Here is a 12,837-nt window from a genome sequence, read left to right as displayed (position 1 = left end):
GTTAACGCAAAATAATTGAGGTTGAAAAAAGTTGTACTTATTGTGGTTTTTTTAGTGGTGCTGTTTACATTATTTACATACTGGTCATTATCTAGTACCAATAAAACATTCGATACTTGTGAGATTGTAGGGCTCTCTGATGTCAATGAGATAGATTTTAAAGCTTATGATTCGGTATTGGTTGCTGCAAGTACTCTGTATGAGGGTAATAGTTTAAAAAATGTAATGCAGGGAGAGCAGTATAGAAAAGCATGGTCTACACCTGTAAAAGTTCCTATTTTATATTTAGGTGATATTGACGATGATGTAAAGGTGTTGGAAGAAGGGGGCGGAAAACAGACACACTCTTTAAAAGTTCAGAGAGGTGATGGTACCTTGATGACTTTACGTAGTGTTTCTAAAGATCCCTCGCCTTTAGTGCCAAAAGTGGCTAAGACATTGGGTATAGAAAATATAATTGTCGACGGTATTTCTGCTCAACATCCTTATGCTGCATTAGTTGTCTCTGAACTTTCAAAAAAAGGAAATATTCTAAATACCATGCCCAAGTTGGTATTTGTGCCAAAACAAGAACAACTTTCTAGTTATAACGATAAATACGGAAATAGGTTATTTCTTTTAGAATACGAAACAGAAGGAAACGCAGCGTGGTTAGGTCTTAAGAATGTAGATTCATTGATAGATACAGATGATTTACAAGAGCTTAAAATTAAAAACACGAACAATGTTAGCGTAAATGTAAACGCATTGGTTAGAGCGCGTCTATTTGATCTGTTGATAGGTGATTGGGATCGCCATGCTAAACAATGGGGCTGGGCTATTGAGATTAAAGGTAATTCAATTATTGCCAATCCTTTACCGTGCGATAGGGATAATGCATTTTTTAATCTAGAAGGTGTACTGCCCACCTTAATATCAAACAATACTTTTCTTCCAGAGGTGCAAAGTTTTGAATCTGAAATTGATTTTTTGCCGGGTTTAATATCTCCGTTCGATGTGTATTTTATGAAAGATATTCCACAATCAGTTTTTGAAAAAGAAGCTAAACAATTACAGCTATTACTTACAGATGAAGCTATTGAGTCATCTTTTAAAGTATGGCCTGATGAAATTTTTGAGTTAGATGGAAAAGAGCTAATTGCAAAAATTAAAAATAGACGAGATGACCTTAAGGAATATGCACTTCTATTTCATCAAGAGTTGACTAAAAGTGAAGAATTGAACCAAGCATGAAAAGGGTCTGAAGATGTAGAAATGACCAAAGCGCAGATGGCAAGTTTTAATTGTGGCAAATAAATGATTTGCATTAAATATTAAGATAGCACTAAAAAGCGCAATAATAAATATTAAGAATCAAACCTGAAATTATGAATGAGTCTATAACAGTAAAAGCAGAAAAATATATTAAAAATTTGATGGCAGATCAAATGAGCAAGAACTTTCTATTTCATAGTCAGGGGTATTCTAACAAAACAATTGATAAGGCAAAAGAGATACTTGAAGCTTCAAATGATTTAGATGTTGACGTCGATAAAATACTAGTTGCTGTTTGGTTTATTCATGCTGGTTTTGCAGTAGATTATAGTAGTCATATTAATAAAAGTGTTCAATTAGTCTCTAACTTTTTAAAAGACAACGGTTGTTCTTTAAATGAAATAGAGGCTATCACTGAACTAATTGAAAGTACTTGGCAAGATGACGAACCTAAAAATGATTCAGAAAAAATTTTAAAAGATGTAGGTACCTGGTTTTATGCATCTGAAGATTTTGAAGAGATGCTTCAATTATTGAGAATTGAGTTGGAAAATTTAAACGAATCTATTCCAGATTTAGATACATGGCGATTAAGCTACGTAGAAAAACTTCGTATACAGCACAAATTTTATACTGAGTTTGCGAAAGAAAATTGGCAAGAACAAAAAGAAGAAAACATTCTTGCTTTAATTTGTAGATTACAAAAGGCAGAAAAAACTGAAAAAAAAGAAGTTTTGAAAGCGAAGTTGAAAGATGAAAGTCCGCAACGGGCAATTCAATCCTTATATCGTATAGAACTTAGAAACCATATTAAGCTAAGCGATATTGCAGATACTAAAGCTAATATTCTACTTTCTGTAAATGCGATTATTATTTCGCTTCTTTTGGCTAATTTGATACCTAAGTTAGACTCACCGGCAAATTCTTATCTTATTTATCCCACAGTAATATTTATTCTTTTTAGTATTGCTTCGATGATTATGTCTGTTTTGGCAACACGACCAAAAGTGAGTAATACCGATGTTGTAGATGAAGATATTAAGAAGAAGGATACCAATTTTTTGTTCTTCGGAAATTTTCATAATATGGAATTGGATGACTTTAAATCTAAATTGAGAGATATTATAAAGAGTAAGGAATCTATTTACGATTCGCTAAGTATGGATTTGTATTATTTAGGAAAGGTATTGCAACAAAAATATAGACTATTAAGGTGGACATATACCGTCTTTCTTATTGGTATAATTCTATCTGTTGTCGCATTTGGTTTTGCCTTGAAATATTACGGAATGGAAGATGAACTTTTAGATGCCGTAACGCCTCTGCCAAAATAACAGTATCAGTTATACCAAACTGCATATTTTTTTCGTCTAAGTTCTAGTGCCAATTGCTCTTCCATTTTTAAAGCTTCGGTTTTTGACTTTATTTTATCAATATGATTAAAAAGACTACCGCGCAGATATAAACCGTATTTCTGTACAATTTTTGAAGATATATTATGTCCTTTTTTACTCAAGGTTCCGTTTTTATGCTGATCAAAGCGCTCTTTAGGTGTTTTACTTGTCATACCAACATAAAGACATTCTAAAACACCATTAAATTGCGGATTAGCTTCCCTAAATTTTCTATTCTCGGTGAACACTTTTTTAGATAATTCGATAACGTAAATAGAGTACATAAAGAAAGTATGAATTATAGACTATAATTGGCTTGTGGTAATTTCAGAAAAATAAAACAGTTACTCAATTATCTCAATACCCTCTGTAGTAAAAGAAAACGCTTGTGCTCCTAGTCCGCCAACCATGACTGCTTGAAACAACGGATTCAATTGTTTATTCGAGTACCAGTCAATCAAAAAATTAGCGCCACTACCACCAGAAGTATCTTGTTGTTCAATGACATAGTCAATAGACTCCATTGGAGTTAGGTAAATTGGGGTGTCTATATAACTTCTAACCAAATCACCTTCTGTATTATAGTAATCAATTTTACTTACAAATAGACTATCCTTTAAGCTGGTATTTCTAATACTTAAGGTAGCGGTAAGTAATGTTCTAGTGTCTCTGGTCTGGTTATATATATGTCAGAATATATAGGTACGTATACTTGCCTAACAAGAGAATCTATTAAAATAGTATTTGCCTTTCTGTCAAGAGTATGGTTGTCTAAAATCTCAACCGGAACTTCTTCTTTCGAAACTTCTTTACACGACATAATTGTCGTAGCCACAATCAGTGAAAGGCAAATACTATTTAAAACAATTTTATATTTTTTCAAATGTTGATTTTTAATCTTCCCATTCTGTGTGAAAAATACCTTCACGATCTAAACGCTCATAAGTGTGAGAGCCAAAGTAATCTCGTTGTGCCTGAATTAAGTTTAAAGGTAATTTACTTGAGGTGTAGGCATCAAAATACGTAAGTGAATTTGATAGACCAGGTAACGGAATTCCGTTTTGTGCACCAAAAGCAACCAATTCTCTCGCAGCACCAACCGTTTCTTTTACTTTGCTTACAAAATTTGGAGAAAGTAAAAGGTTTGGTAAATTAGGTTCAGCTTTAAAAGCTTCAGTAATATCAGCTAACAAACCAGCGCGTATAATACAACCAGCTCTCCATATTTTAGCGATTTCAGAAATATCTAAATCGTAACCATATTCTCTAGAAGCATCAGCTAATTGGTGTAACCCTTGCGAGTAAGTAATTATAAATGAAAAGTATAAAGCTTTTTCTGTAAGCGCTTCTAGCTTCTCTTTATCCATATGTGCTACAGTTGGTCTGTCATATAAAGCATCGGCCTTAATTCTTTCATCTTTTAAAGCAGAAAGTTCACGCATGCTAACGGCTACATCAATTGAAGGTACAGGTATGCCTAAATCCATTGCATTTTGGCTAGTCCATTTACCGGTTCCTTTTTGTTTTGCTTTATCTAAAATTTGATCAACTAAGCGTCCTTCAACTAAATCATCTTCTTGCTCGAATATTTCAGATGTGATTTGAACTAAGAACGATTGTAATCTACCATCGTTCCATTTTGCAAAAGTGCTGTGTAATTCATCATTGTTGTAGTCGCCACCTTTTTTAAGAACATCATAAATTTCAGAAGTAAGTTGCATCAATCCGTATTCAATACCGTTGTGAACCATTTTTACATAGTTACCGGCAGATTTTGGACCTAAATATGCAACACAAGGTTCACCATTATATTTAGCGGATACTGCTTCAAAAATTGGTTTAATATGTTCGTAGGCAGATTTTGAACCACCAGGCATAATACTAGGACCTTTTCGAGCACCTTTTGCACCACCCGAAACTCCTGCTCCAAAAAAGTTAATACCTTTCTCTTGTAAATAAGCTTCTCTTCTGTCGGTATCGGTAAAGAAAGAGTTACCGCCATCAATAATAATATCACCTTTGTCAATATGTGGCAAAAGAGATTCTATAACACCATCTACAATTTTACCAGCAGGTACCAATAACATTATTTTACGTGGTTGCTTTAAGTTTTTAACGAAGGTTTTTATATTGCTCGAAGCACTTACTTTTTCTTCATCTCCACCTAAAGTTTTAAGAGCATCAACCTTTTCATCATCTAAATCATATCCATAAGCAGAAAATCCGTTGTCGGCTACATTGAGAATAAAATTTTGTCCCATTACTCCAAGACCTACTAAACCAAAATCGTACATAAATTGAATGTTTTATAATTAGAATACATCAAAATGTTACAATTTTTAATTATTTATTGTTAGTAACATAATGTGAACCAAAAATAATTTAAAATATCGACTTTAAATCCAAATTGTATCTTAATAACGCCCGATAATGGCTTACTTTTTAAGATATTTGAATAATAAAGAATATCAACCCATAATGAAAAAGACAGAAAATCAAATGCTCATAATTTTTGGAGCATCTGGAGATTTAACAGCAAGAAAATTAATACCCGCAATTTTCAATTTATATAAAGGCAATGACCTCCCTGCTAATTTTGTTGTTCTTGGTGTGAGTAGAAGTGATTTGGGCGATTTACAGTTTAGAAGTAAAGTTGTTCTAGAAAGTCCTTATTTAGAAAAAGAAAGAAAGGAGTTTGATGAAGATTATATTCAAAAATTTGCAGATAAGCTTTTTTATGAAGATTTAGGTTCAGACTATGATACATCTTATGAACGTTTAGAAAAACGTATTTCAGATTTAGATCAGAAATATGGTACAGGTGGTAATCATATGTTTTACCTATCTACGCCACCAAGTTTATATGAGCCGATAGCAAAGAACTTATCTGAGCAAGGTTTAAATAATGAATCTACAGGCTGGAGAAGAATTATAGTTGAAAAACCGTTCGGATACAGTTTGGAGTCTGCTAAAGAATTGAACGATGGTTTGCATACCTATTTTAAAGAAGGGCAGATATTTAGAATTGACCATTATTTGGGTAAAGAAACAGTTCAGAACTTATTGGTAACACGTTTTGCTAACAGTATTTTTGAGCCACTTTGGAATAGAAATTATATTCATCACGTAGAGATTACTAATGCCGAAAGCGTAGGTGTTGAAAAAAGAGGAGGGTACTACGATAAATCAGGAGCATTAAGAGATATGTTTCAGAGTCATTTATTACAGATAGTTGCTCTAATTGTTATGGAGCCACCATTGAGTGCCGATGCAGAAGAAATTCGTAATGAGAAGCTGAAAGCATTGAAGTCACTTAGGGTTATGAATGACGAGAAGACACTTTTTGAAAATACAATTAGAGCACAATATGTGTCTTCTAAGATTGACGGACAAGAAGTAAAAGGCTATAGAGAAGAAGAAGGTGTTGATAAAAACTCAACTACAGAGACCTTTGCTGCGGTTAAATTCTTTGTAGATAACTGGCGCTGGGCAGATGTTCCTTTTTATGTGAGAACAGCAAAACGTATGCCTACCAAGGTTACTGAGGTAGTAATACATTTCAAAACTCCGCACCATCAAATTTTTAAGGAATCTGGTATAAGTAACAAGGATAACAAATTGGTAATTCGTATTCAACCAGATGAAGGTATTCTAATTAAGTTTGGAGTAAAAGTGCCTGGGCAAGGTTTTGAGGTAGAACGTGCAAATATGGATTTCTACTACTCTAGCTTAACCGAAACACATGTAATGGAGGCTTACGAGCGTCTATTATTAGATGCGATGCAAGGTGATGCTACGTTATACGCAAGAGCAGATGAAGTTGAGGCTGCTTGGGCATTTGTTGATCCTATTTTAGATTACTGGAAAAATGGTAAGGATGTAAAAATGTACGGTTATGCAGCCGGAGTTTGGGGTCCTGAAAATGCCAATGAGCTTATTGAAGGCGTTGGCGAATGGAGAAACCCTAGTGAGAATTTGGCAGATGAATCTGGCTATTGTGTTATTTGTTAATTAGTAGTCATTACAATTAAAGTAAAAGTAAGAATGGAATTAAAAGTTTATCAAAATAAAGTAAAGGTTGCCGAAGAGTTTTCTAAGTATCTGATTGAAAAATCTGATACTCAGAAGGCTTTTCATATAGCATTATCAGGTGGTAGTACACCAAAAATTGTATTTGATGTTCTAGCAGAGGAATTTTCTAATGATGTAGATTGGAAAAACATTCATTTATATTGGGGCGATGAAAGATGTGTAGCACCTGCCAATGATGAGAGTAACTATAAAATGACGGTAGAACACCTCATTTCTAAAGTTGATATTCCAGAGGAGAATATTCATAGAATAAAAGGTGAAGATGATCCAAAAACCGAAGCTAAGCGTTATGGTGAGTTGTTGGATAGAGAGTTGCCAAAAGAATTGGGTTTACCTCAATTTGATTTAGTGATTCTTGGTATGGGAGATGATGGGCATACGGCATCAATTTTTCCACATGAGATTAACCTTTGGGTTTCTCCTGATAACTGTGAAGTGGCTATTCACCCAGAATCTGGTCAAAGAAGAGTTTCTCTTACGGGTAGAATAATTAATAATGCAAGAACTGTTGCTTTTTTGGTAACAGGCGAAAGCAAGGCAGAAAAAGTAAAGATAATTGTAGATAGGGAAGAAGGTTATTTAGAGTACCCTGCAAGCCATGTAGCACCTAAAACAAAAGACTTGGTCTGGTTTTTAGATGCTGCTGCAGCAAAACTTCTTACTTCATCTCAATCTTAATATTTTCAGATTTTAATTCAGTTAAATAATCTTCAGAATTAAAGGTTTTAGATTCAAATTTAGTGTCTCTTTCTTGAGCTTCTAATTTACGGTATTTGCTACGTGCAAATCTTCTAACACCCTGGTCATCAGAAATTATTAATCCTGGTACGGGAACATTTTTGCCATCTGTTCCCTTTGCTACCATGGTAAAGTAAGATGAATTACAATGCTTTTTAGTGCCAGATGTAATATTTTCGGACTCCACACGAACTCCAACGACCATAGAGGTACGCCCTGTATAATTAATACTTGCTTTTAAGGTCACCAATTCTCCTACCTCAATTGGGTTTAAGAAATTCACACGATTAACAGATGCTGTTACGCAGTACTGTTGCGAGTGTTTAGAGGCACAAGCAAATGCAATTTGATCCATTAGGTTTAATATATGACCCCCATGTACCTTTCCTCCAAAATTAGAATGGGATGGAAGCATTAATTCAGTGATAGAAACTCTAGACTCTCGTACGCTTTTGAATTTTTCCATAGACTTGATAATTTCTTTGTTAGTTTCTGACATGTGGTGATTTTTCGGCGTGTACCTCAGTAACAAAGTATTTAGAATCACCTAACCAGAAGAAAGTAGAATATCTTTCAACATAGCTTATTTTCACATATCGACCTTGATATTCTTGAAGTTTTTCTATTACTTCTTTGTCTTTATCCAATACAGAGAAAGAAAATATTTGTGCTCCAGAAATACCTTGGCTAATTTCTCCTTCCCATGTTTTAGCGATGACACCTTTATGGCTAATTTTTATAAGTTCTCCTGAACGAGTTCCTTCACTAAAAGTTACAAAGTAAATAAAGGCATAATATAGTCCGCCAATAATTAGGACTCCTAATAAAAGTAATGATACTATCTTTTTCATGTGTTTAAATTTAATATTGAATTAATGGTTGTTATAGTTTTAGTTTAGGTTCTTCTTCAAAATCATCATCTTCAATGTCTCTGTTTAAAAGCGTTTCAGGGATTGATTTTTTAGCTTTTGCACCCATTTTTTTTAGCTTTTCAATACTGGTGATAATATTACCACGACCATCAACCAATTTGTTCATAGCACCACGGTATTCATCTTTAGCATCGTCCATCTTTTTGCCTACCTTCATAAGGTCGCCTACAAAGCCTTCAAATTTATCATATAGTGCACCAGCTTGCCGGGCAATTTCAATAGCATTTCGTTGTTGCTTTTCATTGTTCCACATGCTATCGATCGTGCGCAAGGTAGCAAGAAGTGTTGAAGGAGTAACTATAATAATATTTTGCTCAAAAGCTTTGTTATATAAAGAGCTATCTTGATTAATAGCAATGGCGAACGCAGGTTCAATGGGGACGAACATCAGTACAAAATCCGGACTCTCCATTTCATATAAATCCTCATATTTCTTAGCAGATAATTGATCTACATGTCTTCTTAGTGAGTTAATGTGGTCTTTTAAAAACTTCTCTCTAAGTTGATCTTCAGCATTTACAAAGCGCTCGTAATCAGTTAATGAAACTTTAGAATCCACCACCATTTTCTTTCCATCTGGTAGGTTGATGATAACATCTGGTAATACTCGGCTACCATCTTCACGCGTGAAACTTTGTTGAACAGTATATTCTCGATCTTTCTCTAAACCTGATTTTTCTAATACGCGCTCCAATACAAGCTCGCCCCAATTACCTTGCATTTTACTATCACCTTTTAGAGCTTTGGTCAAGTTTTCTGCTTCTTGGGTAATTTTTATGTTCTGAGTTTGTAGATTCAGTAACTGTTCTTTTAAAGCAGAATGTATGCTGATGTTTTCTTTCTGACTTTCTTCAACCTTCTTCTCAAAGAGTATGATTTTCTCATTTAAAGGAGAAAGAATGTTTTTGATGTTCTTCTCGTTACGTTCCGTAAATTTTAAACTCTTTTCCTCAAGAATTTTATTGGCAAGGTTCTCAAATTCTTTAGTGAATTTTTCTTGAAGCTTTTCAACCTCTTGTTTCTGTTCAATATTCTTTTCTTGCAAGTTTTCTAAATCTGCTTGATAGCGAACAATTTGATTACCTAATTTTTCTTTATCTGACTGTAGCTGTAATTTATGATTCTCACTCTCTTTTAATCTATCCTGAAAAACAGAAAGGTTGTTCAGCATTTGCTGCTCTCTTTCTTCCAAAGTGCTTTGACGAGATTTTGTTTTTAGAAGCTGAATATAGTTACCCAAAAAATATCCGATGGCAAGACAAAGGATTCCAATGATTAAGTAAATATAAATTTCGTTCATTATTGTATTAAAGTAATCTGGTAAAGATACTTGATTGGGTAGTAAAGTTTAAATGAGCTGGTCTGTTTTTAATTAACATACCTAATTGAATTTCTGATAAATGTTAAAATTTCTATTTCATAATCCTGAAAGAGCCGGTATTGGCATCAAAAGAAATAGTATCGGCAGGGAAGAGAGAATCAAATTTTTTGTTCTTTATTAATTTACATGGCTCATTGAATGCATTCTCTCTTCCATCTAAAATAAGCATCTTATCACATAATTGAATAGCTAGTTCAATTTCATGACTAGTGAATAATATTACTTTATTTGTTTTATGGGCAATAGATTTTAAAAGCTTTAAAATTTGAACCTTATGGTACAAATCTAAGTGAGTAGTAGGTTCATCAAGAAGAATAATATTGGTATCTTGAATTAAAGCACGAGCAATAAGTATACGTTGCAATTGACCATCACTTAATTGAAAACATTTTTTATCTAAGAAAGATTCTAATTCTAAAAGGGAAATACTATTGTTTATAATGGAAATATCGTCAGCAGCCAATTTACCTAACCAATTGGTATAGGGTTGTCTACCCAAAGCTAATAGCTCATAAACAGAAAGATTTTTAGAAGCAATAGGTTCAGTAAGGACAACACTTATTTTAGAAGCTATTTGTATTTCGTTATAAGAATATAGTTCTTTTCCCTCAATTTCTATGGTACCAGAAATTTTTGGCTGAAAATTACCTAAGGTTCGTAACAATGTAGATTTTCCTATTCCGTTGATACCAACAATAGCCGCAAGTTCTCCTTTCTGTAAATCAAAAGAAATATTAGAAACAACAATTTTGTCATCATAACCAACAGATAACTTGTTGATGGAAAGGGTGCTATGTGATGTGATTTTAGTGATGATGTCAGTTTAAAATTAGAATATCATTTTTCTTTTACGAACCAGTAGCCAAATTACTACCGGAGCTCCAAAAATACTGGTAATAGCATTGATGGGTAAAACACTTACCGATCCAGGCAATTGTGCAATAGTATCGCATAACAACATTAAAATAGCGCCACAACAAAGTACAGCGGGTATTTGGATTTTATGATCCGTAGTGTGGAATAGTTGTTTGGTGATGTGAGGTACTGCTAAACCCACAAAGGCAATAGGACCGGCAAAGGCGGTAATGGATCCAGCCAGTAACCCTGTGGCAATTATAATAATGTACCGCGATTTCTGTAAACCTATACCTAAACTCTTAGCGTAATTCTCGCCGAGCAAAAAAGCATTTAAAGGTTTAATGGATATGATGCTTAGAAAAATTCCTATTATCGTACATAGCGCAACTATGAGTAATTGTACCCATGATAAATTTCCTAAACTACCAAAAGACCAAAAGATATACTGTTGTAATTTTTCAGCTTTAGAGAAATAAGAAAGTACGCTAACAATGGCAGCGGTAATACTCCCAAACATAAGCCCTATAATTAATAAAGCCATAGTATCTTTTACTTTAGCTGCAACTACAAGAACTAGTGATAATACTAGAAAACTACCAAGACTAGATGCAATAGCTAGTGTAATGTCATTAAATGTAGAAAAGGTGAATGCGCCAGAAAATAGAGATGTTCCCATAATTAAGATCGCAGCGCCTAAACTAGCGCCAGAACTAATACCAAGTACATATGGCCCTGCCAAGGGATTTCTGAATAAGGTCTGCATTAGAAGTCCGCTTAGTGAGAGTCCGCCACCTACCAATATACCTGTTATTGCTTTTGGCAGTCTATACTCCCAAATGATATAATAAGAAGAATTTTCAGTAGCCGTTCCAAATAATGCTTGTAATGTTTCAAGTAATGAAATGCTAACAGAGCCTAAACAAATATTAATAATAAAGCATAGAAGCAATACTACCAGCAAGGCTATAAAATGAAAGCTATATGTAGATTGTTTTGACAATTATAGCAGTGGTTTAAAAAAGTAAGGCTCATAGTTGGGTAATAATCCAGGGTGTAAAATATGGATTAAATCTTTTAACACAAGGTCTGGCCTTTGCGGACCTAATTCATAATATAAAGTACCGCCAGTTTCTCCCTTGGTATTTGCCGTAGAAAATACTTTTCTATTCTTAAAGGCATCAAACTGCGTATAATGCTGACTTGATGCTTCCATTTCTTGGTAAGTAGCTAATTGCGCTGGTCCAATCCAATATTCGGCATGTTGCCCAACATCAAGAACACTCTCCCAACTTAAAGAGAGGCTTCCGTTTTCATCTGTTGAACTCCATAGGTAATCTGCATTAGCATCTTTTAGAAAATTCGCTGCCCAGCTTTTACCACCAGGTAAATACCAGACATCATTGAACATAGCCCCGCTTAGTACAGTAGGTTTGTTTTCAGCTTTAGAAGCTAGTTCTTTTGCTTCCAAATAAGATTTTTCAATTTTATTAAAAGCAGCATCAGCTTCTTTAGTCTTGTTGAAAAAAGGAGCGAAGAATTTAATCCACTCCGCTTTTCCTAAAGGAGTTTCTTCAACCCAATCGCCATTATAAACTACAGGAATATGAGCACGTTGAATGGTCTCATAGGTGCTGGTGCCGTCATTAATGGCAAAGCCAAAAATAAGATCTGGTTGCAGTGCTAAAACAGCTTCAGTATTTAGACTTTCATTTATTCCTAATTCTACAATTGCTCCAGAATTAATTCTATTCCTCGCAGCTTTAGATGAAATATATTTGGTATCAGGAAAGCCAATAAGGCTATTTAAAACTTCTAATTCTTCTAAAGCAGGTATATGGGTTGTTGAGGTTACCACAATATTTTCCACAGGAGTTGAAATTATGGCATCGTAATCACTTTTGTTTAATGTAATTGTGGCTTGAATCTCTTTTGGTACCAAGGCATATGTATAGATAGTTTCTGCATTTGCCCAAGGTTGTAAGACTTTGATAATCGTAATTCCGTTGCTTTGATTTTGAATTTCAAAACCATTCGCATATTGTATATATGTCCTGTTAACCGTGGTTTGATTGGGAAATATTTCTTTTTTCTCCTGTTTGCATCCGCATAACAAAATAAAGCAACTAATAAAAAAAAAGCGTTCTAACATATTAGTAGTTCGTCTATTTTTCAAAAGTAGTATTATAAA

Annotated in this window: 14 protein-coding genes; 4 read left to right on the top strand and 10 right to left on the bottom strand. The window is 34.0% G+C overall.

What is annotated here, in order from left to right:
- Window positions 1–21: 21 nt before the first annotated feature.
- Window positions 22–1,233, top strand: coding sequence for a hypothetical protein (locus tag BUC31_RS13240; protein ID WP_073244909.1), 1,212 nt, complete (start codon window positions 22–24; stop codon window positions 1,231–1,233).
- A gap of 134 nt (window positions 1,234–1,367) precedes the next feature.
- Window positions 1,368–2,588: a Pycsar system effector family protein gene (locus BUC31_RS13235; protein WP_073244907.1), complete on the top strand. Its 1,221-nt coding sequence runs from the start codon at window positions 1,368–1,370 to the stop codon at window positions 2,586–2,588.
- Between the two features lie 5 nt (window positions 2,589–2,593).
- Here the strand turns inward: BUC31_RS13235 and BUC31_RS13230 are convergent, their stop codons facing one another.
- Genes BUC31_RS13230 through gndA form a run of 4 tightly spaced genes read right to left on the bottom strand, consistent with a single transcriptional unit; the run spans window position 2,594 to window position 4,942 of the window.
- Window positions 2,594–2,932, bottom strand: a complete 339-nt coding sequence (locus BUC31_RS13230) for a GIY-YIG nuclease family protein (RefSeq protein ID WP_073244905.1) — start codon at window positions 2,930–2,932, stop codon at window positions 2,594–2,596.
- 60 nt (window positions 2,933–2,992) lie between these two features.
- A complete protein-coding gene (locus tag BUC31_RS19975) occupies window positions 2,993–3,283 on the bottom strand; it encodes a DUF3124 domain-containing protein (RefSeq protein WP_244534063.1) in 291 nt (96 codons plus the stop codon).
- A gap of 2 nt (window positions 3,284–3,285) precedes the next feature.
- A complete protein-coding gene (locus tag BUC31_RS13220) occupies window positions 3,286–3,531 on the bottom strand; it encodes a hypothetical protein (protein WP_139251966.1) in 246 nt (81 codons plus the stop codon).
- Between the two features lie 10 nt (window positions 3,532–3,541).
- Complete coding sequence (gene gndA, locus BUC31_RS13215) at window positions 3,542–4,942, bottom strand: NADP-dependent phosphogluconate dehydrogenase (protein WP_073244898.1); 1,401 nt, start codon at window positions 4,940–4,942, stop codon at window positions 3,542–3,544.
- Between the two features lie 184 nt (window positions 4,943–5,126).
- Between gndA and zwf the strand changes: the two genes are divergently transcribed.
- Complete coding sequence (gene zwf, locus BUC31_RS13210; protein ID WP_073244896.1) at window positions 5,127–6,659, top strand: glucose-6-phosphate dehydrogenase; 1,533 nt, start codon at window positions 5,127–5,129, stop codon at window positions 6,657–6,659.
- Between the two features lie 33 nt (window positions 6,660–6,692).
- Window positions 6,693–7,418 carry a 6-phosphogluconolactonase gene (gene pgl / locus BUC31_RS13205; protein WP_073244894.1) on the top strand — a complete coding sequence of 242 codons (726 nt, stop codon included), beginning with the start codon at window positions 6,693–6,695 and terminating at the stop codon, window positions 7,416–7,418.
- On the opposite strand, the gene BUC31_RS13200 is transcribed toward pgl, so the two are convergent.
- The 6 genes from BUC31_RS13200 to BUC31_RS13175 form a co-directional block, all read right to left on the bottom strand.
- A complete protein-coding gene (locus BUC31_RS13200) occupies window positions 7,399–7,944 on the bottom strand; it encodes an acyl-CoA thioesterase (RefSeq protein WP_073245963.1) in 546 nt (181 codons plus the stop codon). The genes pgl and BUC31_RS13200 overlap by 20 nt on opposite strands.
- Before the next feature lie 19 nt (window positions 7,945–7,963).
- Window positions 7,964–8,329 (bottom strand): 6-phosphogluconate dehydrogenase, encoded by a 366-nt coding sequence (locus BUC31_RS13195; RefSeq protein ID WP_073244892.1) that lies wholly within the window; start codon window positions 8,327–8,329, stop codon window positions 7,964–7,966.
- A gap of 31 nt (window positions 8,330–8,360) precedes the next feature.
- Window positions 8,361–9,710 (bottom strand): DNA recombination protein RmuC, encoded by a 1,350-nt coding sequence (rmuC, locus tag BUC31_RS13190; RefSeq protein WP_073244890.1) that lies wholly within the window; start codon window positions 9,708–9,710, stop codon window positions 8,361–8,363.
- A gap of 112 nt (window positions 9,711–9,822) precedes the next feature.
- Window positions 9,823–10,524, bottom strand: coding sequence for an ABC transporter ATP-binding protein (locus tag BUC31_RS13185; protein WP_317614962.1), 702 nt, complete (start codon window positions 10,522–10,524; stop codon window positions 9,823–9,825).
- Window positions 10,525–10,620: 96 nt separating this feature from the next.
- Complete coding sequence (locus tag BUC31_RS13180) at window positions 10,621–11,649, bottom strand: FecCD family ABC transporter permease (RefSeq protein ID WP_073244886.1); 1,029 nt, start codon at window positions 11,647–11,649, stop codon at window positions 10,621–10,623.
- The gene (locus tag BUC31_RS13175; protein WP_244534049.1) at window positions 11,650–12,822 is read right to left on the bottom strand and encodes an ABC transporter substrate-binding protein; all 1,173 of its coding nucleotides are present in this window, start codon (window positions 12,820–12,822) and stop codon (window positions 11,650–11,652) included.
- Window positions 12,823–12,837 lie beyond the last annotated feature (15 nt).

The organism is Maribacter aquivivus (genome assembly GCF_900142175.1).
GTDB lineage: Bacteria > Bacteroidota > Bacteroidia > Flavobacteriales > Flavobacteriaceae > Maribacter > Maribacter aquivivus.
The sequence above is the reverse complement of the archived record's forward strand: the minus strand, read 5'-3'. Positions and strand labels throughout refer to the sequence as shown.